Annotated in this window: 16 protein-coding genes; 7 read left to right on the forward strand and 9 right to left on the reverse strand. The window is 67.2% G+C overall.

Annotation, left to right across the window (positions count from 1 at the left end; translation table 11 throughout):
* Nucleotides 1–18 precede the first annotated feature (18 nt).
* The 3 genes from ACZK33_RS13270 (at nucleotide 19) to ACZK33_RS13280 (ending at nucleotide 2687) form a co-directional block, all read left to right on the forward strand.
* A complete protein-coding gene (locus ACZK33_RS13270; protein WP_350259288.1) occupies nucleotides 19–660 on the forward strand; it encodes a hydrolase in 642 nt (213 codons plus the stop codon).
* A 116-nt stretch (nucleotides 661–776) separates the two neighbouring features.
* Entirely contained in the window at nucleotides 777–1166 is a 390-nt protein-coding gene (locus ACZK33_RS13275) for an OsmC family protein (protein WP_032129425.1), read from the forward strand.
* A 126-nt stretch (nucleotides 1167–1292) separates the two neighbouring features.
* The gene (locus tag ACZK33_RS13280; protein WP_423174252.1) at nucleotides 1293–2687 is read left to right on the forward strand and encodes an ABC-F family ATP-binding cassette domain-containing protein; all 1395 of its coding nucleotides are present in this window, start codon (nucleotides 1293–1295) and stop codon (nucleotides 2685–2687) included.
* Nucleotides 2688–2818: 131 nt separating this feature from the next.
* On the opposite strand, the gene ACZK33_RS13285 is transcribed toward ACZK33_RS13280, so the two are convergent.
* The 6 genes from ACZK33_RS13285 to ACZK33_RS13310 all read right to left on the reverse strand — a co-directional run bounded on the left by ACZK33_RS13285 (nucleotide 2819) and on the right by ACZK33_RS13310 (nucleotide 9602).
* Nucleotides 2819–3148 carry a hypothetical protein gene (locus ACZK33_RS13285; protein WP_005409871.1) on the reverse strand — a complete coding sequence of 110 codons (330 nt, stop codon included), beginning with the start codon at nucleotides 3146–3148 and terminating at the stop codon, nucleotides 2819–2821.
* Nucleotides 3149–3246: 98 nt separating this feature from the next.
* Entirely contained in the window at nucleotides 3247–4992 is a 1746-nt protein-coding gene (locus ACZK33_RS13290) for a putative porin (protein WP_049462487.1), read from the reverse strand.
* Nucleotides 4993–5033: 41 nt separating this feature from the next.
* Complete coding sequence (locus tag ACZK33_RS13295; RefSeq protein ID WP_478453458.1) at nucleotides 5034–5699, reverse strand: TonB family protein; 666 nt, start codon at nucleotides 5697–5699, stop codon at nucleotides 5034–5036.
* A gap of 39 nt (nucleotides 5700–5738) precedes the next feature.
* Nucleotides 5739–6152, reverse strand: a complete 414-nt coding sequence (locus tag ACZK33_RS13300) for an ExbD/TolR family protein (RefSeq protein WP_005409874.1) — start codon at nucleotides 6150–6152, stop codon at nucleotides 5739–5741.
* 10 nt (nucleotides 6153–6162) lie between these two features.
* A complete protein-coding gene (locus ACZK33_RS13305; RefSeq protein ID WP_478453460.1) occupies nucleotides 6163–7947 on the reverse strand; it encodes a DUF2341 domain-containing protein in 1785 nt (594 codons plus the stop codon).
* A gap of 38 nt (nucleotides 7948–7985) precedes the next feature.
* Nucleotides 7986–9602 carry a ShlB/FhaC/HecB family hemolysin secretion/activation protein gene (locus ACZK33_RS13310; RefSeq protein WP_423174248.1) on the reverse strand — a complete coding sequence of 539 codons (1617 nt, stop codon included), beginning with the start codon at nucleotides 9600–9602 and terminating at the stop codon, nucleotides 7986–7988.
* 201 nt (nucleotides 9603–9803) lie between these two features.
* On the opposite strand from ACZK33_RS13310, the gene ACZK33_RS13315 reads away from it, so the two are divergent.
* Nucleotides 9804–10139, forward strand: a complete 336-nt coding sequence (locus ACZK33_RS13315; protein ID WP_423174247.1) for a hypothetical protein — start codon at nucleotides 9804–9806, stop codon at nucleotides 10137–10139.
* Nucleotides 10140–10269: 130 nt separating this feature from the next.
* Here the strand turns inward: ACZK33_RS13315 and ACZK33_RS13320 are convergent, their stop codons facing one another.
* Nucleotides 10270–10734, reverse strand: coding sequence for a general secretion pathway protein (locus tag ACZK33_RS13320; RefSeq protein WP_180838024.1), 465 nt, complete (start codon nucleotides 10732–10734; stop codon nucleotides 10270–10272).
* A 104-nt stretch (nucleotides 10735–10838) separates the two neighbouring features.
* Here ACZK33_RS13320 and gspH point away from each other — a divergent pair, with 104 nt between their 5' ends.
* The 3 genes from gspH to ACZK33_RS13335 are packed head-to-tail and all read left to right on the forward strand — an operon-like array spanning nucleotide 10839 to nucleotide 12255.
* Complete coding sequence (gspH, locus tag ACZK33_RS13325) at nucleotides 10839–11285, forward strand: type II secretion system minor pseudopilin GspH (protein ID WP_121503635.1); 447 nt, start codon at nucleotides 10839–10841, stop codon at nucleotides 11283–11285.
* Nucleotides 11286–11293: 8 nt separating this feature from the next.
* Nucleotides 11294–11644 carry a type II secretion system minor pseudopilin GspI gene (gene gspI / locus ACZK33_RS13330; protein WP_285303020.1) on the forward strand — a complete coding sequence of 117 codons (351 nt, stop codon included), beginning with the start codon at nucleotides 11294–11296 and terminating at the stop codon, nucleotides 11642–11644.
* Nucleotides 11641–12255, forward strand: coding sequence for a prepilin-type N-terminal cleavage/methylation domain-containing protein (locus tag ACZK33_RS13335; protein WP_423174246.1), 615 nt, complete (start codon nucleotides 11641–11643; stop codon nucleotides 12253–12255). Before gspI ends, ACZK33_RS13335 begins: the two co-directional genes overlap by 4 nt.
* Nucleotides 12256–12635: 380 nt before the next feature.
* Here ACZK33_RS13335 and ACZK33_RS13340 read toward each other — a convergent pair whose 3' ends face one another.
* Entirely contained in the window at nucleotides 12636–25010 is a 12375-nt protein-coding gene (locus ACZK33_RS13340) for a filamentous haemagglutinin family protein (RefSeq protein ID WP_423174245.1), read from the reverse strand.
* A gap of 186 nt (nucleotides 25011–25196) precedes the next feature.
* Entirely contained in the window at nucleotides 25197–26366 is a 1170-nt protein-coding gene (locus ACZK33_RS13345; RefSeq protein WP_423174241.1) for a substrate-binding domain-containing protein, read from the reverse strand.
* Nucleotides 26367–26591: the final 225 nt, after the last annotated feature.

Consider the following 26591-nt stretch of genomic DNA (forward strand, 5'->3'; position numbering starts at 1 on the left):
TTCAACCGGAGACCCATCATGTCCAGTGAACCGATCCGAGACCCGGCCAGCGATCATCTGCTGACGCCGCAGAATTCCACCTTCATCATCATCGACTACCAGCCGGTGCAGGTGAACTCCATCGCCTCGATGGACCGCCAGCTGCTGGTCAACAACATCGTCGGCACCGCCAGGGCAGCTGTGGCTTACGGTCTGCCGATCGTGCATTCGACGGTCAACGTCAAGACCGGCCTGAACAAGCCGCCGATTCCGCAGCTGCGCAAGGTGCTGGGCGACTACCCCACCTACGACCGCACCACCATCAATTCCTGGGAGGACGTCGAGTTCCGCAAGGCAGTTGAAGCCACCGGCCGCCGCAAGCTGATCATGACCGCACTGTGGACCGAGGCCTGCCTGACTTTCCCGGCCCTGGACGCGTTGAAGGAAGGCTATGAGGTGTATGTGGTGGTCGACGCCGTCGGTGGCACTTCGCTGGCGGCGCATGATGCCGCGTTGCGCCGCATCGAACAGGCCGGGGGCCAGCTGATCAGCGTGCCGCAGTTGTTCTGCGAGCTGCAGCGCGACTGGGCCCGCTCAGAAACGGTGCCGGCGTTCATGAACCTCTTCATCGAAACCGGTGGTACGGCAGGCATCCAGTTCTCGTACGATCGTACCGAGTGATCGGGTGGCGGCGCCGGTCCTGGCCGACGCCGCCTTTTGGAGCAGTCGAGCATGGCTCGACGCTACAGTGGGTTTGGTCGAGCGTGGCTCGACGCTAGAGACAGATGGAGAATGTGATGGCCTACGCGCGCATTGTTTCGACCGGCGACAACTACCTGCACCACATCAGCAATGGCAGCTTTGATGTGGACGCGGACGAGCCCGCCTCGCTGGGCGGCCAGGGCAAGGGCTTCGCGCCCTTCGATCTGTACCTGGCCTCGCTGGCGGCCTGCACCGCCATCACTCTGCGCATGTATGCGCAGCGCAAGGGCTGGGAACTGGGCGAGTTCCATGCCGAGCTGCGCTCGGAACGCGACGAAGATGGACGCTTCCACGTGCACCGCGTGCTGCACGCCAGCGCTGAGCTTAGCGATGCGCAATGGCAGCGCCTGCTGGAGGTGGTGGAGAAGACCCCGGTGACGCTGGTGATGCGTGAAGGTGCGCGCATCACCAGTGAGCGCGGCTGAAGGAGGTCTGGCCCACCTGCGGCGGATCTTGGCCGGTTCCTCGCTTGTTCCGGCCTCGCCCCTGTTCCAAGCTGCGCGTCCGCGTTCGGATGCAGTGAGCGCGCAGCAACAGGAGGACCGCACGCGATGTTACGTGCCCATGCTTTGGATCTGGATTTCAACGGCCGCGCCCTGCTGGCCGACGTCAACCTGCACCTGCCCTCAGGTGCCCGCATCGCCCTGATCGGCGACAACGGCAGCGGCAAGAGCTGCCTGTTGCAGATGTTGGCCGGTACTCTGGTGCCCAGTGGCGGGACCATCATCCGGCGCGATGGCGCACGCATCGCCTACGTGCCGCAGCACGTACTGGATGACTCCTCTCGCAGCGGCGGCGAGCAGATGCGCCATTCGCTCGCCCGCGCGCTTGATGCCGACCCCGACGTACTGCTACTGGATGAACCCAGCAATCACCTGGACCGCAGTGCACGCCGCTCGCTGATCGCGCGCCTGCGCCAGTTCCATGGCGCGCTGTTGGTGGCCACCCACGATGAAGCCCTGATCGATGCGCTCTGTAATGAGCTCTGGCACATACGTGGCGGGCGCGTGAGCCACTTCGGCGGCCGCTACCGCGACTATCGGGCGGACCTGCAGCAGCGACGCGAGGCCAGCGACCGGCAGCTGCGCCAGCTGGATCAGGAGCGCGGCCAGGCCCATGAGGCGTTGATGCGCGAACAGCAGCGCGCTGCCAGCTCGCGGGAACGCGGTGTGCGCAAGGTGGAACAGCGCAAGTGGGGCGGCGTGCGTTCAGCCACCAAGCTCGGCCGTGGCAATACCACCGCCGGCAGCAAGCAACTGCTGATCCGTGAGCAGCAGGAAGACATCGTGGCTCGTCGCAATGACCTGCAGCGGGAGACCATCATCGAGCCTACCTTCGCGTTGGCGGCCGGCTGGCGACGTGAGGGAGTGGTGGTGCAGCTGACCGACGCCAGCGTGGCGCATGCCACGGAAACGGTGCTGGGTGGACTGCATCTGCGCCTGGATGTCGGCGATCGCCTGGCGATCACCGGTGACAACGGCAGCGGCAAGTCCACGCTGGCACGCGCGCTGTGCGGCGACCCAAGCATCCGCCGTGATGGTGACTGGTTGCTGCCGCCAGCTGATCAGATCGCCCTGCTCGACCAGCACTACCGGGACCTGCCGATGCAGGCCACGCCTCTCCAGGCGCTGTCTGCCCAGATGCCGGACTGGAGCCAGACCCAGTGCCGGCTGCACCTGGCCGACTTCCTGTTCCGCGGCGATGCCACGGCGCAGACGCCCGTGTCCGCATTGTCCGGTGGCGAACGGGCGCGGCTTTCATTGGCATTGATGGCGGCCAAGCCCCCAGCGCTGCTGGTTCTGGACGAACCAACCAACAACCTGGACATGACGCTGCGGATGCACCTGCTGCAGGTGCTGCGGGTGTTCCCGGGCACTTTGGTGGTGGTGTCGCATGACGACGCGTTTCTGCAGGCGCTGGAACCGGGACAGGTGCTGGCGTTGTAGCTGCGGCCGAGTGTGGCCTATCCACATACGGCGTGGATCTACTGTAGAGCCGAAGGCAACGGCAGGGGCTGTTGCCAACGTCGCGTGCACCCGCCCGAAAAGCCGAGCATGGGCTCGGCTCTACGGAAGGCTCAGCGCCGCGAATGCAGCACGGTGCGCTGGCGCATCGCGTTGAATTCCTGCTCCACCTGCTGGATGTCCTCGGCCTGGAAACCGGCCGCATCCAGCAGCTGGTCGGCGGCAGCCGCCGCCAGCGGATCATCGTCACGCTGGCGCCAGCAGCGCGCCGGCAGGAAATAGCCCACTTCGCTGCGCCCGCGCATGATCACCACCGGCCGGCCCGCATACAGCAGGAACTCGGCCAGGTGCTGGCGCAGGCCCTCCACTGAAACATAGGCCGGTCCAACACCCAGCATCTGGCTGGACGGTTCGGGACTCTCGAACAGTTTGCGACGGCTCATCCACTCCTCCTTTTGAACAACGCGTGGTCTCCTTTCCTTAGACGGGCGCATCGCTGCGCCCCCGCCACGCACTACGTGATCCGCATCACGCCCGCCACTCAGAAGCCGGTGTTGAACTCCAGCTGGAACACGTCGATCGACAGCGGCGCACCGGACACTTCCTTGGCCGCCATCCACTTGCCGCTGATCCAGCTGCGCGCGTCCAGCGCGTAGGCACCGCCCACGTAATAACCGCGGGCGTTGGTGCCGCCCAGGTGGAAGTTCGGATCGTTGTAGGCGTCGGGCAGCGCGTCGGCCTCGATGTGCTTGTAGCCCAGCAGTGCCTGCCACTGGCCCTTCTCCTTCAGCTCGGTGGCACCGAAGGTGGCCTGCAGCATCCAGGCGGTGTCGCCGCTGCGGAAGGTATCGATGCCGACAGTATCGCCGGCGCCGTAGTTGTTGACGATGCCGTTCTGGGCACGACTGAACATGGCCTGCTTGTCGTAGGCCAGGTTGCGGATGTAGTCGCCATCCAGGCGCAGACCGATGCCCTGCGCCAGCTGTGTATCCCAGCGCAGGTTCAGCGTGGCCAGGCGGAAGGCCGAGGCCAGGCCGACATACTGCGGGGTCGGCGTACCGGCCGGATCCACCGGATTGCGCGCGATGTTGCGGATCAGCATCAGGGTGTTGCCCTTCTGCATGAACGCCGGGCGCGACCAGTCGGTGTCGCAGCCTACCGCGCCCGAATACAGCGAGCACGTTGAGGACAGGCGGCCGCTGATGTTCTTGAAGTCGTAGTAGCCCAGCGCGGCACGCAGCGCGTTGTCATCGTTGAAGCGCCAGTTCACGCCTACCTGGGCACCGGACAGCCACTTGTTCTCGTTCGGAGTCTTGACCTTGCTCTGGCTCGGCGAGCTGTCGGAGGTGTACTCCAGCGGCACCACCGCGAGGTTGCCGAACAGGTCGAGGTCGCCACCATCGAAGTCATACTTCAGGTTCGCGGCCAGGCCATCGAAGTTGAGATCGCTGGAGAACAGCGTGTCGCTGGTCCAGAACGGATTGCCGAAGCGGCCGCCACGCACCGTCACCCAGTCCGCCGGGCTGTAGGCCAGCCAGGCCTGGTCCAGCCACACGTCCTTCTTGCTCAGGCCGCCGCCGAGCTGCTCGGTGGTCGACACCGGGCCATTGCTGCTGCCGCTGGCCAGGCGCACGCCGGCCGTGGTGTGCTGGCCAATGGTTGCCTCGATGCCCAGGCGGGCACGGATGCGCCACAGGTTGCGGCGGTCCTGGCGGGTGTTCAGCAGCGGCGGCAGCTGCAGGTTGGTATTGGTGTTGGTGTCGAAGCCGTTGCCGGCGTTGATCGACGACCAGTTGCTCACGATGTCGCTGTTGCGCTCGGAGTAGAAGCGCGACTCGCTGCGCACACGCATGTCACCGGTGACCTTGATGCGCTTGGTCCACTCGGCCACTTCGTTGGGTGCCGCCCAGCCTTCCGACTTCGCCTGCGCCATCACGTCCTGGCGCACTTCGTCACGGATACCGTCGCGCACGCTCTGCGGTACGTACGGCACGCGCACGTCACCGGCCTCCAGTGCCACGCCACCGCTCGCCGCGGTGCTGCCCGTGGCTGCAGTGCGCTGTGCGGCCGCCGCTTCGGCCTCGGCCTGCACCAGCAACGCCTGGCCGTCTTCGGGTTTCAGTGCACCGCTGGCGATCAGGCCCTTGATCAGCTTGACCATGGTCGTTTCGGCAGCCATCGCACCGGCCGGGGCGGCCAGGCTGAGCAGCACGGCGCAGCACAGCAGCGCCCGTCGGGCCGGCCGCGGGCGGCGGGAGTCGGTTCGTGCGCGGACGTGGTCGTTCATCACGGTTCTCATCGAAAGAAGGGAAATCACGGAAGTCGGAGTCAGGCCCCGGGCCGGCGGCCCTGGATCAGGACGCGGGCGGGGAAATCGAGTGACGGCGGCGGTGCCTGGTCAACCTTGCCGATGCGACGCAGGGCATCGAGCACGGCCGCGTCGGCCTCCTCGTTGCCACTGCCGCGTACCAGTTCGACCTTTTCCAGGCGGCCGTCGTTGGCCAGCCACACATTCACCTGCAGCTGGAACGCCAGGCGCTTGACCTTGTCGTCGTGCGAGATCGCCTGCTGCATCAGGTAGCCCAGGTAGCGGCCGTAGGTAGCGTTGCCGGCGCCACCACGGCCAACGCCGGACGAACCGCCACCACTGCCGGACTGGATACCGAAGTTGTCACCACCGGCCTGCGCGTCGGCATTCATCGTCACCGGATCGCTGTTATCCGGCGTCGGCGTCGGCTCTTCGGCCGGCGTCGGCTGATCCAGCGGCTCCGGTTCGGGCATCGTCTCTTCCGGCGGCGTCTCCGGCTCCGGGGGTTTTTCCGGGGGCGGCGGGGGCGGCGGCGGAGGGGCTGGCAGCGCCAACATCGGCGGTTGCACCACCGGCCGGCGGGTGCTGGCGGTGTCCTTGAACAACAGCCACCACACCGCGATACCGAGCACCAGCAACGCGGCCAGCACCAGTGCCACGGTCACCAGCAACTGGCGACCGCGCATCCCGGGCTCCGGTCGAGGGGGTTGATGGGCCGTCATGCCTCAGCCCTGCGCCTTGCCGGTGACCAGGCCGACCTGGGCCAGCTCCAGCCGCCGCAGCAGGTCCAGTACCTCAACCACGCGGGCGTACTGCACCTGCGCATCACCGCGTACGATCACCGGAAAATCCGGTGTGGTCGCGCGCTCGGTACGCAGGCGGTCTTCCAGCTCGGCCATCGTCACCGGGTAGGCATCCAGGAACACCTGGCCACTGGGGTCGATGGTGATCGCCTTGGTCTTCGGCTTTTCCAGGGCCACGCTGTTGCTGGCCTTCGGCAGATTGACCTCGATGCCGGGGATGGAGGCGTTGCTGGTCAGGATGAAGATCACCAGCACCACCAGCAGCACGTCGACGAAGGGCGTCACGTTGATGCCCTTCTCGCGCTTCTTGATGCCGAACTTCGCCTTCTGGCCCATGGCGCGCCCCTCAGCCCTGGACCGCGGCCGGGCCGCGCCCGTCCTGCTCTTCGGCCAGGCGCGCGGCGAACTCGTCGATGAACACCGCCATGTCGGCGCCGATCGCCTCGGCGCGCGCGCCCAGGTAGTTGTAGCCGAACAGCGCCGGGATCGCGACGCCGAGGCCGGCTGCGGTACACAGCAGCGCTGCAGCCATGCCCGGCGCCACCGAGTTGATGTCCACCGCGCCGGCCATCGCCGCCACCACGAACACCAGCATGATGCCGATTACGGTGCCGAACAGGCCCACGTAGGGCGCACCTTCGATGGTGGTCGACAGCCAGTTCATGCGCCGTGCCATCGCTTCCTGCTCGCGCACCATCACCGCATCCATCGAGGCACGGATCGCGGCGATGGTGGCGCCGCTCAGGTAGCCACTGTTGCCGTCGCGCTGGTGGCGCTGCTGCATTTCATCGATGGCCACCTGGTAGATGCGCCACAACGAGCCATCGTGCATCGCAGTCGGCGCCTTGCCCTGGCGATCCATGTCCGACAGGGTGCGCAGCGGCACGCCGGACAGCTTGCCGAAACTCTCGGTGAACACCGCATTGGCCTTGCTGGTACGGCCGAAGTGGCGGCTCTTGGCGATCATGATCGCCCACGACAGCAGCATCATCAGGCCAAGGATGGCGACCACCACCCAGGCATCGAACGGCATCGCCTTGAGAATGAAGCCGAAGTGGCTCTGCCCGGCGGATTGCTCATCGGCGCCGTAGCTGATCAGGCGCGAGTCGGCGCCCTGAGCGGTGGCATCGGCCAGCAGCAGCGCGGCCGGACGTGCAACCCGCGAGATGCGCAGCTCATCCAGAGCGCCTTCGAAGTTGGCCAAAGGCTGTGCAGCACCCGGGGCATCGGCGCCCACCACCGGCGCGGTACCCAGCGCCGGCAGCTCGCCGCTCAGCTGGGCCACTACACGGCCGTTGAGGTACAGCTGCAGCGCACCCTTCTCCGCGGTCAGTGCCACGTGCGCCCACTGCCCTTCCGGAATCGGCTGTGCCGGCGTACTGCGCTGGCCATTGAGTTGCACGAACGGCACCCGGTTCTCGATACCGACCACCAGCTCGGAGGCGCCATCGCGACGGGCATAGATTGCCTGCGCCGCATTGTTGCTGCCCGGCTTGATCCAGGCCGAGAGGGTCAACGGCGCCCCCGCTTCCTGTGCCAGCGAGGCGCTGGCCGGCAACGGCAGCGGGCCTGCGCCCAACTGCACGCCACGGCCGATCACCGAACCTTCGGACGGCGGCACCACAGCACCGGCATTGTTGCCGTAGGCGGTGGTGTCGCGTGCAGGCGCATTGGCTTCGGCGAAGTGGTAGACCAGCGTGTAGTCCGGGTCGAACACCTGCTGGCCGTTGCCGCTGGCCGGGGCCTTCTCGTTGCCGTAGTACATCCAGATCGTCTGCGGCGCCGCGGCGCTGACTGCCGGCACGTCCACCCAGACCAGGGCCAGGCCCAGCTTGGGATCGAACTGTTCGATCTGATGGGCCAGCACGGTGCGGCCATCGCCCGACACGAAGCGCAGGTCGTTGCCCGCGTCCTGGGTACCGTCGAAACCGAAGTTGCCGGTATGCAGGCGCAGCAGCAGCGGCGTGCGGCCCGGGTCACCGGCCAGGCCCGCGCCCTGCGGACCGGCGTCGACGGTGATCGGCTTGCGGTACTTCCATTCGGCCTGCCACCAATTGGCATCGGCCGCAGCAGCAGGCAGCGCAACCAGCGCGGCCAGCAGCAACAACACTCGGGAAAGCAAACGGTCCATGCGAAGGGTCTCCGGAGAACGCATGTTCAAGGGAAGGGTCAGTAGCTGGTGCTGATGTTGAAATGCAGGCGCGGGTCGTCCTTGCGCGTGACCGGGCCATCGGCATAAGGCCAGGCGTAGTCCAGGCGCAGCTGCAGGTGCTCACCCAGGCGCAGCTGCGCGCCCAGGCCGACCGAGGCCAGGTTGTACTTGTCACGCTGCTCGGGCAGCGGCTGGCGCAGGCGCAGGTAGGCGGCGTCGGCAAAGCTGTAGACGCGCAGATCCGTGCCGCTCCACAGCGACCACGCCGGGGTACGCCATTCCAGGCTGGCCAGGCCGCCGTAGTCGCCGATCGCCTCGGCCGACAGATAGCCGCGCACGGTGTACATGCCACCGGCGGCGAACTGCTCGGCCGACACCAGCGGTGCGTCGGTCACCTGCAGCGAGCCGCGCGCGTACCACTGCCAATCGCTGCCGAAGGTGTGGGTGTTGGCCACATCGGCCTTGAACGCGATGAAACTGGGGTCCGCCCAGTAGCGCTTCTGCCCGAATCCGATGGCATCGCTGCCATAGCCGAACAGGCGGCGGGTACCGGCCACCAGCTGGGTATTGATGCTCAACTGATCCTGCTCGCCCTGGCGCACACCGACAAACGCCAGGGTGATCGGCGCGTACTTCAGCGGCGTCTTCAGGCTCTCCTTGCCCATCTGCGTGTCTTCCTCGGTGTCCTTGAAGTCCACGCCGAGGCTGAGCTGGCGCCACCACTGGCTGCTGCCGGCCAGTCGATAGTTGAGCTTGAGACCGATCGAATGGCCGTTGCCGATCACGTTGGTACCGGTGCCGGTACCCACCTGCCCACCCGCGTTCAGCACGCGGCTGTCGGACTTGTAGCCGGACGCTTCCAGGCTCCACGGCGTGCCTTCGAACGGCATCATGTACGAGGCCGAGAACACCTTGGCCTGCTTTGTATCTTCCGGCGCCAGGTACACGCCGATGTTGGCGCTGTGCCCGCGCTTCCACAGGTTGTCGTAGGCCAGCGATGCACTCAGGCGCAGCTTCTCGGTGTCGGCGCTGTGGTCGTTGTTGAGCGCCGCGCTGACACGCCACGGCGACTTCTCTTCGACCTGCAGGTCCACATCCATCGTGCCCGGCACCTGGCCCTCGCGCACCAGCGGCATCACCTGGCGACGTCCGCCTTCATTCAGCGCGGTCAGTTCCTTCTGCGCCTGGTCGAAGTCCGGCACCTTGCCCTCGGCAAGTGCCGGCACGCGTTCGCGGATGCGTTCGGGCGATTCGTGCTTCGTGCCTACGACCCGCAGCTTCCCGATCGGCGTCTGCTGCACCTTCAGCAGCACGACGCCGCCACTGACCTGCTGCTCGGGCAGCTCGACGTAGACCGACTGGTAGCCTGCCTGTTGGTACAGCGCATTGACGGCATCGCGCGCCTTCTCGACATCGGCCAGGGTCTTGCCCGGGCCGAGGAACGGCTCCACCGCACGTTCGATCTGGCGCGGATCGAGCACGGTGTTGCCGCGCACGATGTATTCATTGATGTTCACGCTGGGCGCAGGCGCCGCGTCCTGCGCGAACAATGGCAGCGGCATCGCGGCCAGAGCCAGCACCAGCGGATGCAGGCGCAGCGGAAGGCGGACGGCTCGGCACGGAACAGGAGTCATCGAAGGCATCGCGTCGTATCGAAGGGAGTGGCCAGGGAGCGGCGCGTGGGTCTATCAACAGGACGTGTACGTCGCGTCAAAGCCGCCAATAGTTTTGTGACAGCACTGTCATCTTTTGACAGCGCCGGAACATTCGCGGGCGGAGACTGCCCCCGCCACACGTCTTCATTGCAGAACGTCGGTTGTCGTAGGAGATTCAAGATGAGTGAGTCGTTGGAGGCGGGCCTTCGCCCTACCCTCGCCCTTGCCTTGTTGCTGGCGTTGCCATCGGCCTGGGCCGTAGAGGCGAAGAAACAGGACGATGCCGCACCCTGCATCGAAGTACAGGTCAACGGCGAGCGCATCCCCGCCTGGGAGTGCCTGCAACGCAAACTGGCCCCGGCGCCGAAATCGGCGAAGTCACCGGCGCTGCCTGAAGCCGAACGCCTGATGCGGCAGCCGGGCAACCAGCTGATGCAGTACAACCTGGAAGGCACACGACAGCGCATGGGCGATGCCTTTGGTCGTTCGGTGGAACCGCAGCGTCCGGCGCGCTGAGCCTGCGCAGCTGTAGAGCCGGGCCCGCGCTCGGCAGAATTTTGTGGAGTCGAGCCATGCTCCACTGGATTTTGTAGAGTCGAGCCTTGCTCGACTGTTCTTCCAGACGCAGCCGAGCGTGGGCTCGGCTCTACAGGGAGCTGGCGGGCACGATGCCATCGGTCGGCACCGCTGGCAGCGCGGGTACCGGCAGGCTGCGCGATTGCCCGGCCTGGTTCAGTTCCACTGCGCTGGCACTGATGCTGGCCAGTACCGTGCAGGGTCCGAGTCGTTGGCCGGGCGCATACGCTTCCGCTGGGCGTCCATCTACCGAGAGCAGGGCCAATGGCGCATGGTCACCCGCCATCACGCCCAGCACGACCACCTCGGTCTGCACCGCGCCGGGAGACAGCAGCCGCACCAGTGGCAGGCTGGCCACTGCATCGAACATCGGCCGTACCGGCGCCTCGGCATGCGCTTCGCTTGCGGCCGCCGCTGGCGCCACCGCAGACAGGGTGACGCTCCAATAGGCCACCACGGCCAGCAGCAGCGTCGCCGCCAACAGGGTCAACATCCGATTCCGATCCCAGCGCCTGCCGTCCATGTTCCACATCATCGCCACGTTCGTGTCCGCCTACGCTAGCAGGTGCGGCTGACGCTTTTGTTTCATCATGCGGGCCTACGCTGGCACGCATCGGCAAGGGACAGGAGGCAATGTCGATGCGACGCATCCCGCGTGGTTTCACCCTGCTGGAACTGATGGTGGTGCTGGTGATCATCGGCATCTGCACGGCAGGCATCGGCCTGGGCCTGGGCAGTCTGCTAGACCCCGCGCGCCAGCTGCGGCAGGAAGGCGAACGACTGGCGCAGCGCCTGCAGGTGGCGCGCGACGAGGCCCGCATCGATGGCCGCCCCCTGCGTTGGCAGGCCGACGCAGCCGGCTATCGTTTCAGCCGCCTCGAAGGCAGCCGCTGGGTCACCGTTGAACGCGATGATCTGCTGCGTCCACAGAAGTGGCAGGCTGCAGGCATCGTGGTGCAGCCCACCAACGCCATCGAGCTGAGCCCGGAGTGGATCGGTACCGCCTGGGAGCTTGGACTGTCGCTGGACGGCCGCGCACTGCGTCTTCGTGATGATGGCAGCGGACAGTTGCAGGTCGTGCAGTGAAGCGGAATATGCGCGGATTCACCCTGATCGAAGTGCTGATCGCACTGGCGATCGTTTCGATTGCGCTGGCTGCGGTGATGCGCTCGGTGGCAGTGGCGACCGACGATCAGTCACGGCTGCGCGACCGTCGCCTGGCGCTGTTGTGCGCGCAGGACCGCTGGCAGGAGCTGCGCCTCGCCGGGCAGCCACCGCAGGATGCGCGGCAGCGCTGTGTGCAGGGACGCGGCAGCTTCCTGGTCCTGCAGCATCTGGGCACTGGCAGCGACGGGCAGCCGCAACTGGAATTGACCGTGGTGGCCGAAGATGCACCGCGACAGTCGCTGGCGCGGATGCAGCTGCCGTGGACGGCGGCGCAATGAGGCGCGCCGCACGCGGCTTCACCCTGATCGAGGTGATGATCGCGATCACCATCATGGGCGTGCTGGCGCTGATCTGCTGGCGTGCGCTGAACAGCGTGGCCAACAGCGACCAGCGCCTGCGCCAGGCCGATGCCGGGACCACGACGGCGCTGCGCGTGCTGCAGCAGTTCCAGCGCGATATTGAAATGCGTGCCGACGATGCGCTGATGAATGGCGCGGTGCGCCCGGCAGATCGTCCGCAGCGATTGCTGCCCCCGTCGCTGGTGAGCGAGCGGCACCCGGATGGCAGCTTCGCGCTGGAGATCACCCGCAGTGTCGGCAGTGATGGGCTGCACTGGCAGCGGGTGCGCTGGTGGCGGCAGGGCAGCACGCTGTGGCGGGCCAGTGGTGCGGCTACGGACCGGTATCCCCTGCCCGCACCGGATCCGTCGAAGGGCATTGCGGTGGCGCGCGATGTGCAGCGGTTCGAGGTGCGGGCGTGGCAGCCTGGAACGGGATGGGCCGTGTTGCCGAGCGAGGGCGAGGTATTGCCGGCCACCGGACTTGAACTGCGGTTGGGACTGCGCGATGGGCGTGGGCCGTTGAGTTACCGGCGGGTGCTGGAGTTGTAGGATTCGGTCGTGGTAGCGCATCCACGCATGGCGTGGACCTACGGCCGGGCGGCTCCTGCTGCCACGCCTGCTCTGGTGGGTGCCGACCTTTGGTCGGCACTGAGGCTGTCCGGGCATCCACGCATGGCGAGGATCTACTGCCGACCAAGGTCGGCATCTACCGTGACACATGCGCGCGTCCCTCCTGCCGCCGGGTGCTCTCCTGCACCCGGCGGCGCTGTGTCGGTGGTCCTCACCGCTGATGGCCGCTCCCTGCCCTCCGTGCCGTCTTGGCTGGGGCCGCCACCGTTCCCTGGCGGCTGGCCCGATGCTGCAGCCCGATGCGCTGCATCGGGCAATGCGTGCCGACCAAGGTCGGCACCTACCGGGGCGTGCTATGCCTATCGGCGCTGCGTGCCTTCGTCGCGGCTTGCCTGCGGGAACTGGAAGGCGCTGTTGGCGTCGTAGCCGCTGTTGGCGGTCGTGCCGCGCGCCGGCGGCGCAATGCTGCTGGTGCCGCTGCCGAAGCCGAGAATCTGCACGCTGATCACTGACGGCTGGTTGCGCCGTGCGTCGTCCTGGCTCTTGCGCATCACGTCCTGTGCGGCCTGGCTTGCACTGTTCGCTGCAGCACTGGCCGACGCCAGCGCATTGACGTTCACCGTGGCCAGCACCGGCAGGCCCTTGCTCTCACCCTGCACCTGGATGTTGGCCGCGTTGAGCACCTGCAGCGCGGCAAGGTTGATGTTGCCCGAGACACGGATGCCTGCTTCGCCCGCATCGATGGTGCCCAGCGGCGCGATCAGGTCGACGTCGCCCGGCGGCACTTCGGGAATCGGGTCCAGCGTAGCGAAGCCGGCACCGCTGACCGGTGCGAGCGGTGACAGACTGACGTTGCCCCAACGGTCGTACAGGCGGCGTGGTGGGGTATACACCAGCGTGGTGCGCGAGCCACGGCCCGCATTGATGTCGCCCTGTTCGGACCAGGCCAGGATGTCACCGCCAAAGGTGGTCATCACCCGCGACAGGCCCAACAGCACGCTGTCCTGGCTGAACAGCCGGATGTCGCCCTGCCCCTGGGTCACCAGGCCCGCGCTTGCCGGCGGCGCCTCGCCAACCACGCCCACCACGATCTGCCCGCCCGGCGCCATCAGCTCGATGTTGCCACCGGCCTCGGTGCGTACGCCGGCGCCGCCATACATCACGATATCGCCGGTGCGCTGGATCGTCTTGCCCGCTGCATCCTTGTCCGGCATCAAGGTGGCGATGGCCTCGCGGCCCCGCAGGTAGGAGCCTACGCGCGGGCCATCCGCATCGGTGTACTCGCGGCCGCCCTCGCGCAGTTCGGCGTAGTAGACCTGGCGCAGGAAGATGCGCTGCTGCTCCTGTGGCAGTGTGTCGAACAGGGCCAGTGCCTGCGCGCCGTCAGCGCTGATGTTGAAACGCTCCAGCAGCCACTGCTTCAGTTCCTTGTCATAGACCTTGACCACCTTGCCCGGCTGCGACGCCAGTGTCTGCGCGGGATCGGCCAGCCGGGTCGCATCCAGGTAGCGTGCACGCACGGCGCCGAAGTCGACCTGCTGGTTGCCGGCGGTCATCGCGATGCTGGCACCCGGGCGCGTGTCGCCCTGCACCAGGCCGCCGCGGCTGACGATGCTGCCGCGGTCTTCCTGGCGCAGCTGACGGCCGGCGCTGACATCGACATTGCCGCTGCCGTATACGGTGACGTTGGCATGCACGATGTCCCGCCCGGCCTGCAGCACCGTGACATCGCTGGCACTGTTGTTCAACGCAAGGACGGTGCTGGACAGGATGTCCTGGCCTGCACGCAGCTGCACCGGCGCAGCCACATCAATCCACTCGCGAACGGTGCGGCGGCTGCCACCGGCGGCGTTCAGCATCCATTGTTCGCCCGTGCGCAGACCGATGATGTCGCCCGAGCCTGCGTAGAAGCGGTTCGGCGTGCCCCCGGCGGTGCGTGCCACCGCCGCCATGGGACGGTTCGGCCCAAAGGCGAACAGCGGTATGGCATCGCCCCATGTGGGTACCCGAGCATTGATGCCATCGGGCGAAATGTTGCCGAGCAATTCGGTGCCCCTCGCGTCCCGTGCGGTGAACACCGGATCGAACGGGGATGGCAGGCGAGTGTCCGCACCAGAGCTGCTGATGTACGGTGACCGATCGCCGGCGATGATCGAATTGCCAGCCAGCAACTGCATGCTGCCCGTAGGGGAAGGAGCGGTAAGCAGTATGTTGTTCTCACCGCCTTCGCCCAACTTGATGTCGCCGCTGGTGGCCTGCACCTGCAGCCTGGAGGGATAGATCCAGTAGGCGAAATTGTCGCCGGTGGATTCCGATCGCAGATTCTGCCCCGGGGTGCTGGCATGCGCTGTCAGCGGGGTGGCGTCGCCGCCGAACGAAACCAGATTTACTGCCGTGGCCGCGGTCCACAGCGAGAAGCCGGTAGTACCCGCCGCAAGACCGCCTCCCGCCAGCGCCACCTGCGGCGCATTGAATTGCACCACACGGCCGGCATCGGCGACGCCGCCCAGGATGACGTCGCCCCGGGCGTGCAGGTTTGCCACGGCGTCGCCCAGCACCAGCACCGGACCACCCATCGCCTTGCCACCGAAAGCGCGGAACGGATCGCTGGGGCGCAGGCCACTGCTGGGATCAGTGTACTGGGAGATGCCGACGGCACTGCCGCCAATGCGGGAGGCCTCAAGACTCAGGCTGCCGCGCAGGTTCGTGAATGTGCCATTGAGTTCCAGGTCCTGCTCGTTGCTGACGTGATTGATCGTAGTGGCCATCAGGTTCGGGTTGAGTGCACCGCTGGCGCGCAGGCTCAGATCGCCACCACCTGTCAGCACCAGCCGCCCATCATCAACACGTCCGGTCGAGCCCACGGCTGCGTTGATCGCGGTGGAGAAACGGGTGCTGCTTGTGTTCTTCAGCGCGTCACCCTTGGCATCGGTCACACCGGCATGCCTGCCCGCATCAATCTCCAGATTGCCGCCACCCAACGTACCAAAGCCGGTGAAGCCGACCATGCGTGGACTGGGGTTGGAGAACGTGGACACATTGGCGTAAGTGCCGAAGTTGATCCACCAGGCGACAGGCTGCTGCTCGACGCCCGCAACCGCACCTGTGCCCTGGCGCCACAGCCAGTTGGCAACCGCGCTGCTGGCGTGGTTGGCCAGGTCACCCGCCGCCGAGCCGGACGACGACAGCGCACCCCATGTTGCCCCGGTCACGTCGCGGCCAGCCGCGATGCTCAGGTTGCCGCCGTGATCCGGATACCACGCGCGATAGGCGGCAAGTGCCGCGTCATAGTCACCGCTGGACTGCTGCAACCCGAGCAGTGCCTCGCGTCCGGACGGCGACGCGCGCTCGGACTGGAAACGGGCATCGAGGCCATTACCCAGCGCGGTCGGCGTTCCCGCAGTATAGACGCCGTACACCGAGCGCATCGACAGATCGCGGCCGGCCATCAACTGCAGGTCGCCACTGCCGGTGCGCAGCACGCTCCACAGCGGCGTGCCATGTTTCGGTTGACCCACGGTCGCCACATCACGCATCTCGCCGGGCATCACGCAGATGCCCGAACTGACCGAACCGCACAGCTCCTCTTCGGTCATCCCGAACATCTCGGCAATTTCCTTCACGGGCATGCCGACCAGCGACGGATCGCCCATTTCATCGGCACCTTGCGCCGTGAACAAGTAAGGTGCCGCCTCGCAGCTGCTGCCAGTCGCGCAGATCGCAGACTCAGGCTTGCCCAGATGCTCGGCCAGCGCCTTCACCGGTTTGCCGACCCAGCTTGCATCCACACCTTCGCGCTGCGCACCCAGGGCGGTCACCCGCTGTTCGCGCACGAACGTGGAGACCATGGTCGCCGCACGCACAACGCCGTAGTGGGTGTCGGCCAGCACCAGATCGCCGCTTCCATTGCGCCGCGCACGCGGGTCGGCCGCCTCGGTATCGGCGCCCGCAACGGCGGTGAGATCCCACGAGGTGGTGCCCTCGGGCAACATCTGCGCCAACGCCCAGTTGCGTCCCTGTCGACCATCGCTGCCCACCGGGCGCAGGTCGATCGGTTGACCGCCGGCCAGCTCCAGCGTGGTCATTGCCGGAATCAGCGAACCTCGTGCCAGCGGTGTGCGCGCCGCCAGTCGCAGCTCCGTCGGCAATCGCGCGCCGGCCGGCCAGGTCGTGGCCCTTACGCTGGCCTCGCTGCGCAGCTGGAAGCCCGCGCCCAGGCGCGAGCCGGCGGGCAGTTGCAGCGCCTGCGCCAGCACGCTGCCTGCGGCACGCACCTGACCATCGGCCAGCGTAACCGCGGCCGGCAGCACGTAGCCTGCCGGCAACGTAAGTGCCTGCCCCAGCGTCATCTCCACCGGCAACGTGGTGCCGGCAGGCAGGACCGCATCGCGCACCGCGATCGCGTAGTTCAGCACGGCACCCGCCGGGAAGCGCGTGCCGGCCTCCAGTACGACGTTGTCATTGGGCACCAGGATGTCACTGCCGAACGGTGTAATGCCGGCACCGAAACTCTGTCCGGGCACCAGCTGCCAACCGCGATCATCCGGGCTGGCAGGTGGCGGCGCAAAGCCGTCGTTGATGCTGCCATGGATGAACAGGTCGCCGGCTGCGCGCAGGCGCAACGCACCCGCTTCCCCGAAGCCGCGTCGCGCGGGGTCCTGTCGATTGGCCTGCGGGCCGTAGCGATAGCCGGAAAGATCGATATCGCCGCTGACGGTCAGATCACCATGCGGGTTGCTGGACGAGATCGCGCCGACGACATCCACGCCGGGACGCAGGCGCACGGTCCCCAGTGTGGCCAGCCGTGCCGACAGCCCGGCATTGCCCAGCGCGGCATTCATCCATGCAGTGTTGGCTGGGTCAACCACCGTATCCAGCCACGACTGGGTAACCAGCTGGCCGCGTCGGCCGTTCACATCCGCCGTGTCAGCCAGGGGTGCGTCGTCATAGCGGCGCACGCCGGTCACGAAGATATCGCGCGCGCCGAGTACCTGCACGGCACTGCCGGTATCGACGCCGGCATCGTCGCTGCCCACTCGCGGCACGTTCAGCACGAACGTGCCGCGGGCGCGTCCATCGTTCTGCCCTGCTCCGGTACCGACGGCAACGCCGGTGCCGCTGCGAAGATCGATCCGCGCCGCCGAACCCAGCTGCACGCGCCCATCGCGGCTTTCCAGCTCGACGATGGCACGGTTCGGGCTGTCGATGATCTTGCCATAGCTGTCCACACGCAGTGCCCTGCCGTGGGCGTCCAGGCTTCCGTCCAACTGCAGGCCATCGCGCGCGGCCAGGCGGATGCTGCCAACCTGGTCGCCGCTGGCGTCGATGCGCCCGAGCACCCGCAGCGCACCACCGTCGACGCTGATATCCACCTTGCGCGCTTTCACTTCGTCGCCGATCAGCAGGTCTCCCTGCTTGATCTGGAAGCTGCGCGCTCCAGTGACACCGTCGCGGGTAAGGCGCTGGTTGAGGCCACTGAAGTCTGTCAGTTCACGTGCGCGCACCACCAGCTCACCGTTCTCATACGGCACCAGGCTGCCACCTGCGTCCAGCGTGCCGCTGGCCTGGCCAAGCAGCCGTCCTGCCAGGTCGACATGCCCGCCGGCAGTACCCAGCGCGGTCACGGTGAGGCGACCCGCGCGGTTGTTCTGCGCCGACAGATCGACGCGCGATGCTGCGTCGCTGCGCACGTCACCTTCCGTTGCTGTCAGCGTGACGTCACCGCCGACACTGTAGGTATCCACATCGAACAGGCTGACCTTGCGCCCGGCCAGATCGAGGTTGGCACTGCTGCCAAGCTGCACCGAGCGGGCCGCCGTGGCCGCCAGGCGGCCCGAGGCCAGCGCGATACGGGTGTCGAGGAGAATATCGTCGGCGTCCAGCGTCAATTCTGCGCCCAGAGCATCGGCCGCCGTCGAGGCGCCTGCGCCGTGCACGCGCAGCGTGCCACCAGCAGTCACCGCCAGCTTCGCGCCTGCTTCGGCAGTGACCAGCGGTGCCTGGATATCGAGGTTGCCGCCACTGTAGGTCCAGCCCTTGGCTGGGTCGTAGGCGCCCTGGAACTGATGCACATTCAACGCACCATTGCCGGCGAAGACCACCTGCTGTGCGGCACGCAGGTTCACCCCGGCGAAGCCGAGGACCTGGCGTCCGGCCACGACCTCCGAGGCGGGCCACGACTGTGGCGCCGGGCCGAGCCGCAACGTATCGGCAATGATGTCCAGCTGGCCACTGCCAAGGCGGTCGACCATCGCCGCCCCGCCGGGCTGCGCGGCATTCGAATCCGCAAACCCACTTGCCGCAAGTGCACCGGCCCAGGTGAGGTTGCCGGCGAAGATGCGCGCACGGTCGCTGCTGTTGCCATAGCCATGGATGGCCGGTGCGCCCAGCACCAGGGTGCGCAGGCTCGACTTGCCGGTCGCGCTGTCGCGCGTATCAAGATCGACACTGCCGAATACATTGATTGACTCGGCCGCCGAGAGCTTCAGCGTCTCCAGTGCCGGTGCGCCGGTGGCGGTATTGCCGCGCAGCAAGGTCGTCAGCACCTGCTGGTTCATCAGCATGCCCGGCGGCAAAGCGGCGGCCGCGGCGGCCTGCGCGATGGCATCGTCGCTGCCCAGATTGATCGCCGCCACGCTGACGCCGAGCTGGCGGGTGCCGTAGCTGGCCGTGTCGCGCAGCTGCAGGCCGCCATTGGTGGCGACGTTGATGCTTCCCTCCGACACCAATCGTGCCTGGCCCGCACACTGACGGCCCGGGTCGCAGGTGCCGATGTCGAAGCTGACCAGCGACGGATCGGCTCCCTCGCGCAAGGGCGCGGCCAGCAGATCGGTGCGCCCGTTGGACACCACCATCACTCCGCCTTCGGCCTGGTAGTAGAAACCGGCGTTGTCGGGCAACGGAGCGGCGCCGCGACCGAGCGTGTCGACGCCTGCGCCTGCCTCCACGCGCACGCCCTTGCCTCCGGCCACCGCCCCCAGAATCACCTCAGGCGCACGCAGGACCGCGCCGTCCCGCAACACCAGGTTCTGGCCGACACCGGCCACCTGCAGGCGCTGGTTGCTGGTCGCGCGGACCTGTGCGTTGAGCACCAGGCGCGAGGGCTGCAACGCGTTGAGCACGTCCGCCTCGATGGTGGCACCATTGCCAGTAGAACTGGGCGTGCGACCGGCCGCCACCACTTCCAGTTCACCCAGCCGGTTGACCAGGTTCACTTCCACCGAACCGCCAATGCCGGCGCTGCCCGCCGCCGGCGCAAACCGGGTCTGGCCCTGGAAACTCACAGCGGGCGTGCTGTCCCTGCCGGCGCCATTGCCAAGCCCGAGGCGCAGCGTGCCGGCATCGACGGTCTGCCAGCCGCGCGGCGTGCCCAACCGTTGTGCCGACGTGGTCACGAATGCGTTGTAGCTGGTCTCGTTGTAGCTGGAATGCCGGCGAACGGTATCGGCCGGGGTCAGCAGCAACGCGGTCAGCAAGGGCGAACGCAGGCCACCCAGCGCCGACCCCGTGTGTCCGCCGACCATCCAGGAGCCGGTGCCGGTGGCCAGCGGTGCACCGATGCCGACCGCGCCGGTGCGCCCCAGCTCCACCCGGAACGCGCCCTGCTGCAGCGCGAAGCTGGCCGGCAACAACGTGTAGGTGCCAGCCGGCAATCCAGGCACGCCTGCGGGAATCGTGATCTGCTGGCCAATGCCAGGGTCCAGCGAGCCGTCACTCAATCCCAGCGGCGCTGCACTGCCGGTGTAGCCGGGCAGGATCGCATATACCGGACTGGCCGATTCGCTGAAGCCATAACGCGGATTGGCATCGGCCAATGCATGGCGCAGGATGTCGACCGAGCCACCGCGCCCGCTGACAAAGGCAGCACCGGTCAACTCGCCCCCGCCGGAGAGATCCAGCAGCGCCCCTTCGGCCACCTCGGTACGGCTGCTGATGATGGCGATGCCCTTGGGGTCCGCGCCGGGCGCGACACCGCCTACCGGCGGTATGGCATGGGCGCTGCCGTCCCTGCGCCAGTCCACGCCATCGACGGTGCCACCGAACGGCACACTGAGCCCCGCGCCGCTGGTGGAGGTCACGCTTCCGGGCAGCAGCGTCACCGAGCCGGCCCGGCGCCCGTCGGCATCGGTACCACCCAGGGTGATGGCGCCCAACGGCGCCCGGAGGATGCCGCCCTGCTCGATGGTCGCTGCCACCACTGACAGGCCGCCGGACACCGACAACGGCAGGACTGGAACCGCCCCGCCAAGACCATGGATGCGCACGATGCCTTCGGCATCATCCCAGCGGCTGATCGCACTGCCCGGCTGCGACACACCGGCCGCCAGCACGCCGCCCGCATCGGCCACCGGGTACAGCTGCGCTGCGGTTACGTCCAGGCTGCGCGGCGCGATCAGCTGCGCGCCGGTACTGCCGAGCGCTGCGCCACTGCCCAGGAAGCGCAGATCGCCGCGACTGCGCAGTTGCACGTCATCGAACCCCGCCAGCCAGGTGGTATTGCGCAGGTCGATCAGGTCCGCATCCACACTGAAGCGATGCTGGCGACCGGTATCCACCGCCACGGCAGCGGTACCGACCAGGGTATCGCCAGGCAGCCTCAACCAGCTGCTCTGCGCCAAGCGCACGTAGGGCGCGCTCAGCGCAAGCAGGCCGCCAGCGCTGCCGCCCTGCAGCATGCCCAGCCCATCCTGTTGCAGACCTTGGAAGCGCAGGCTCTGGCCGAGGCGCAGTTCCACATCACCTTCGGCACGCACGTTGCCGAACAGCGAAAGATTGTCGAAACCACCGGCACCGACCTGCGCCGCCGACAGGCGTGCGTGCCCGTACTGCAGCTTCGCCGGCACGGCCTGCTCTCGATCGTCCTGGCTGAGCACGATGGCGCGCGGCGCCAACACATCTTCGCTGGCACCGCCCGCATGGATGCTGCCTCCGAAGGCGATACCCAGGGTTCCGCCCTGCGCGCCGGCGCCGCCTGCAGCGGCCTGCAGAGCGCCCTGCAAGTACAGCGCATTGGCCGATCGCACCACGATGGTGCCGCCATCGCTGGCCACATCCTGGCGGCCGGCGCCATCGATGTCCAGCTGCGCCGAACTGCCGTTGGCCAGCAGTTTCGCACCGCGTTCAACCACCACGAATGCATCCACCGGCCGGTCAGGCACGTTGTCCTGGCCGTCCCAGTCGAGCGCGCCTCCAATCTCGATGCTGCCCCCCTTGCGCACCTGCCCGCGCAGGCGGCCACTGGCATCACGCGCAGTGAAGGCGTCACCGCTGACGTCGAGTACACCCTGTGCACCGATGCGGTAGGTGCGCTCGTTGCGCTGCGAATCGAACAGGCTGGTCGGTTCGCGAATGTCATCCAGGCGGATGCGGCCACCCGCCGCTTTCAGGCTGCCATCAACCGTGATGCTGCCCGCGCCGCGCAGGGTGATCGATTGACCGGCATCCACGCTGACCAGGGCGCCGCGACCGATGCGCAGATCACCACCGGCCTCGCCCTGCTGTGAACGCAGCGTCAGGCTCGCACCGTTGCGCTGACTGAACCTGCCGGTGATCGGATCCGCGCTGTACAGGGGGGCCGACCAGACCTGCAATGCGTCGTGCCGGTCGCGTGCCTGCATCGCTGCTTCGGCCAGGCGCAGGCCCGGCATGCGCACGGCGACGATGGCTCCGTCCGCCACCTCCACACCTTGCTGGCCATTGATGTCATAGCTGGCAAAGCCCTTGTTGAACAGGGTCTCCTGCAGGGTGAGTGCGCCGTCGGCCGGCTGCCCGCCGATCACGATACGCCCACCATCGCCCAACGACAGCGTACCGCTGCCGCCGCCGAGCGCGCTCAAGCGTGCGTCGCCGGACAGCTGCAGGCGACCGACCCGTCCACTGCTGTCGGCCACGCTCGCTGCCTGCAGGCTGACGTCGCCGCCCTTGCCGATCGTGACCTTGCCCTTTGCATCAACCCGACCGCCGCCATCGACGCGCACGTCGCTGCCCGGCACCACAACATCATGGCTGTTCTGCAGCCGTAGCTTGCCGCCGTCAGTCCACGCCATGCCCGGGCTGGACGCCGGTTCCAGCAACGCATTCACCCAGCGGCCACTGAGATCGATGCGCGTGCCCTCCGCCAGGGCCACGTGCGAACGGCCGCCCTGCAGCAGCCAGGCGGCGGGAGCGCCCACGCGGGTCAGTTCATTGCCCGCCTGCACCTGTCCACCAGCGATCTGAATGTCACCCCCCAGCAGTACATCGGCGGCCGTGAGCACCAGCTGGCCACCGTCCTGCAGGCGCAGCGCACCCTCCACCGCGATGCTGCCACCGCTGGCCAGATCGATGCGTCCCCACTGCTGCGCGCTGAGCTGGTTGGCATCCAGCCACAGCGTATTGCGCTGTTCATGTTGCAGCGGCGCCTGCAGGGACACGTCGGCGGCAGGCAGCCCGCCATCGACGATCCGCACCTGTGTGTCGAACACCGCGTTTCTGCCGTTGCCGTCGTAGCGCCCAAGCCACAGCTGGGCATTGCGCGCTACGGCGGTCTGCGCCTGTGCGTAGCCGTCGCGCGCAGCATCGGGTGTCTTCGATTGCTGCGCACCCTGGAAAGTATCGGTCGCCACCTGACCCTGCAGTACCGCACTGGGCGCGGACACCAGCAGACGGCCCGCGTCGCGGCCCACGGTGTAGCCGTTCTCCACCCGCTGTTCGGCACCGATCAGCGGATTGCGGAACACATCGGTGGCTCCCCAGCGCTCCTGCTTTACTTCAAAGCCCCGATACAAGCCGTCGTACCGCATCTCGGCCGGCGCATCATCCAGTCGGTACAGCTGACCGTCGGTGCCACGCAGCCAGCTCTGCTTGATGGCACCGCTCTGCACATCCAGGCTGCCGCCAGCCAGGTTGATCCTCGAGCCGGCATGGGTGACCACTTCGCTGCCGGACAATTGCACGGTACCGCCCTGCGCGGCCCATTCGCCGATCGAATGGCCCTGGTTGTCGAGATACCCCCCGACTTCCAGCAGGCCACCACCGGCATACCAGCGCTCGGCGGTGTTGCCACCGGTGCCTGCGGCCACGTGCTGCAGCTGGCGGCGATCGATCCAGACCTCGCTGCTGATCAGCTTGCCGCTGTCGCGGTTGTCGGGCGAATCACGCAGTTCGTTGCCCTGCACCTTCACCTGGACGTTGTTGCTCTCCATCGCAACCCGCACGCCCACCGCACCGGACACATCAATGCGCGCGGCATTGCCGGCGTAAGTCCGGCGTGCGGCTTCCGCTACCACCTGACCGCCGGTGGCCACGGTCAGCGAACCGTCCTGGAAATTCACGTCGCCGCCGGACACAATCTCCACGCGTGACTGGTCACGCCGGTCCTGCATGCGCGAGAGATTGTCGAATGTGCCAGTGCTGCTGGCGCCGCGCAGCAGGTCCTGCTCGGCCGAAGCCTTGACCAACGCATCACGGCGGCTGTCCAGGGCCGTGTTCTTGCCATCGTCTTCGATCAGCACCGCCGTGGTCGCGCCGCTGGCCAGGGTGACCGTACCGGCACGGTCGCTGATGGCGTTGAGCAGGTGCACCGTGCCGCGCTGGTCCAGCGTGGTAGTGGCCACGGCTACGCCGGCCTGTTCCACCCTGCGCCCGGCCAGCGTGATGTCGCCCTCGCGCGCCTGGATCAGGCCGCTGTTGCGCACGCTGCCGGCATTGCTGCCGGCCGCGATGCGTGGCGCGATCTCGTTGCCGGCTGTGGTCGATGCGGTGTTCTGCGCGGTACCCACACCACGTCGTATCACGAACGCGTCACCAGCGGCCAACTGCGTCTGGCCCTTGCGCGTTTCAATCTGCCCTGCATTCTCCACGGTGTGGCCGGCCAGCAGCACATAACCACCGGCGCGGGTTGCCGAGGCAGGCGCCTGCGTGGTGATGCGTGCACCCTGCTCAACCAGGACCTTGCCGAAGGCATCGGTGAGCGCAGCGGTGTTGTTGTCGCCACTGTACAGGCCGTTGTCACGGAACTGGCCATCGCTGATCCGTGTCGCTGCCGCGACCAGATTGCCCACGTTGACCTGGCTGTTGTTGCCGAACACAACACCGTTGCGGTTGACCACGAACACGGTGCCGTTGGCCTTCAGCTGGCCCAGGATCTGGCTGGGACGTGCGCTCGGATCGTTGACCCGGTTCAGCACCGCCCAGTCCGCATTCTGTTTGAAATCGAGCGTGGTGTTGCCGCCGATGTTGAAGGTTTCCCAGTTCAGGATCGCGCGGTCGGCGGTCTGCTCGATGCTGACCTGCACCTTGCCGTCGCTGCCCTGCGACTGGATCGCTTCGCGCGCATTCACCCAGCCACGGGTCAGCGGATTCTCATCAACCTTCAGGCCGTCCTTGCCGAGGCCGTCAGCAATCACGAACCCGGCGGCGCGCTGCTGCGTGCGCGCCTGCTCCTGCAAGCGCTGCTGCAGCGCAATGGCCTGCGCGGCGGTGCCCAGATTGTCGATCGACTGCTGCAGCTTCTGCCGGGCGGCGTCCTGCTGCTGGGCCGGCAGCTGGAACTGGATCGGCACGCCGTTGGGCATGCGCCCGCTCTGCGCGGCTGCGCCCTGCGCTGCACCGCGCTCGGCGAACCAGCCCGGCGAAAATGCCTGCTGCGCCTGCGCAGGCAGCATGGGCGTGGCGCCCAGCGCAAGCGCGATGGCCCAGGCCATCGGATGGCGGTGCGGCGCAGTGTGCGGAACAGGCGTGTGCAGGTGCGACATCAGGACCTCGAGCGACCGACGGACGGTCTGCGGCATAGGAGAGATTCGACTGCCCGCAGGCATCGCCGGGCACTATCAGATAGACGTTGTCCGCGCCGGAAAAACGACAGCTTCTTCACATTCGGCGCGACCACAAAAAAAGGCGCCGACCTCGCGGTCGGCGCCCTGTTCAGCAGGTTCGGTGGATCAACGGCCGATGCCGGCGCAGGTGCTGGCGTTGCCCAGACCGGTGGCCGGGGTGGCCGAGATCAGGTTGTTGGCAACGGCTTCACGCCAGGTCTGGGTCAGCGGGATGAAACCGTGCGCACGCACGGCAGCATCGTTGTTGCCATCCACGCCCAGGTTGTAGTGCTTTTCCAGGAAGTTGCGGACAGCCTGGCGCTGCGGCAGGGTGCGGTAGCACTGTGCGAACACCAGGTTGGTGTAACCGGCGATCGGGTAGCCGGCGGTCGGGTTGGTGAACACCGGCACCCACTTGGCCGGGTTGGCAATGTCGGCACCGGTCGGCGGGGCGACGGTATTCAGGGTAGCGGCAACGCTCACTTCATCCGGCGAGAAGCCCTTCACCTTGGCAATCTTGGTCGCATCCTGCAGGTTCGGGATCACGTCCGGGCCGACATAGCCGATGGCGCCGGCAACCTGGTAGACACGGTTGTACAGCGAGGTGCCGCCAGTGGCCGGAGCCGCTTCCAGGAAGGCCGGCAGGTTGTTCTGCGCATCGCGGGTGAACAGATCGGCGAAGGTCGACTTGACCTGGAACTTGCCGCCGACCAGACGGGTGGCGCTCAGGTCTTCGGTGGCACAGGCGGCGGTCAGGAAGCGGGTCAGCAGCTCGCTGGTGCCGCTGCTTTCGCCGCGGTAGATGACCTTGATGGCGCCGCTGCGGGCGCTGTCCAGCTGCGACCAGTCGTTGATCTTGCCCGAGAACACGCCGCAGATCTTGGCCACGTCCAGGTTCAGATCACCACCGGCCTTGTTGTACGGCACGGTGACCGAGGTGGCGACCGACGGCAGCTGCAGCACCGGGCCGAGCGTGGAGGCCAGCGCCGAGTTGTTGTAGTTGGTGATCTCGGTGCTGCTCAGGACCGAGTCGCTGCCAGCGAAATGCACGTTGCCGGTGCCGTTGGTGATGAACAGGCCGATGGTGTTCTCGAGGAACGCCTTCTTGCCGGTGCCCGAGCCGGTCACGGCGTAGCTGAAGTTGGCCGGCAGGATGCTGTCGGCCTGGCCCTTGTACAGGTCGGCCGGCAGCGAGGCGCCGCCACCGTTGATGAGCGACTGCTGGGCCGAGGCGGCGCCAACGGTAGCGAGCAGCGCGGTAGCAACCAGCGCGGCCAGGGTCTTGTACTTGTTCATGATCTTCTCCTGAAGGGTTTACTGCGAAGGGAAACACCAAGGGAGGAACGGTCACTACACGCCTGCTGCCGCCGAGGGCCTCCCAGCCCACTCTGCGGCGACGTGTCCATGCTGGTCCGCGCCGATGACAGGCCGCTTAAGAAACCTGTGGAAGATCGAAAAAAGGTGTGGAGGATTGTGTGGAGAATCGGAAGCGTGCCGCGCTGCGCGCTCGCCGGGCATGGC

This window comes from Stenotrophomonas sp. 86156_Sma, from assembly GCF_056481625.1.

Coding starts and splice junctions, on each gene's coding strand:
- ACZK33_RS13270 (WP_350259288.1), top strand. CDS start 19: ATGTCCAGTGAACCGATCCGAGACCCGGCCAGCGATCATCTGCTGACG.
- ACZK33_RS13275 (WP_032129425.1), top strand. CDS start 777: ATGGCCTACGCGCGCATTGTTTCGACCGGCGACAACTACCTGCACCAC.
- ACZK33_RS13280 (WP_423174252.1), top strand. CDS start 1,293: ATGTTACGTGCCCATGCTTTGGATCTGGATTTCAACGGCCGCGCCCTG.
- ACZK33_RS13285 (WP_005409871.1), bottom strand. CDS start 3,148: ATGAGCCGTCGCAAACTGTTCGAGAGTCCCGAACCGTCCAGCCAGATG.
- ACZK33_RS13290 (WP_049462487.1), bottom strand. CDS start 4,992: ATGAACGACCACGTCCGCGCACGAACCGACTCCCGCCGCCCGCGGCCG.
- ACZK33_RS13295 (WP_478453458.1), bottom strand. CDS start 5,699: ATGCGCGGTCGCCAGTTGCTGGTGACCGTGGCACTGGTGCTGGCCGCG.
- ACZK33_RS13300 (WP_005409874.1), bottom strand. CDS start 6,152: ATGGGCCAGAAGGCGAAGTTCGGCATCAAGAAGCGCGAGAAGGGCATC.
- ACZK33_RS13305 (WP_478453460.1), bottom strand. CDS start 7,947: ATGGACCGTTTGCTTTCCCGAGTGTTGTTGCTGCTGGCCGCGCTGGTT.
- ACZK33_RS13310 (WP_423174248.1), bottom strand. CDS start 9,602: ATGACTCCTGTTCCGTGCCGAGCCGTCCGCCTTCCGCTGCGCCTGCAT.
- ACZK33_RS13315 (WP_423174247.1), top strand. CDS start 9,804: ATGAGTGAGTCGTTGGAGGCGGGCCTTCGCCCTACCCTCGCCCTTGCC.
- ACZK33_RS13320 (WP_180838024.1), bottom strand. CDS start 10,734: ATGATGTGGAACATGGACGGCAGGCGCTGGGATCGGAATCGGATGTTG.
- gspH (WP_121503635.1), top strand. CDS start 10,839: ATGCGACGCATCCCGCGTGGTTTCACCCTGCTGGAACTGATGGTGGTG.
- gspI (WP_285303020.1), top strand. CDS start 11,294: ATGCGCGGATTCACCCTGATCGAAGTGCTGATCGCACTGGCGATCGTT.
- ACZK33_RS13335 (WP_423174246.1), top strand. CDS start 11,641: ATGAGGCGCGCCGCACGCGGCTTCACCCTGATCGAGGTGATGATCGCG.
- ACZK33_RS13340 (WP_423174245.1), bottom strand. CDS start 25,010: ATGTCGCACCTGCACACGCCTGTTCCGCACACTGCGCCGCACCGCCAT.
- ACZK33_RS13345 (WP_423174241.1), bottom strand. CDS start 26,366: ATGAACAAGTACAAGACCCTGGCCGCGCTGGTTGCTACCGCGCTGCTC.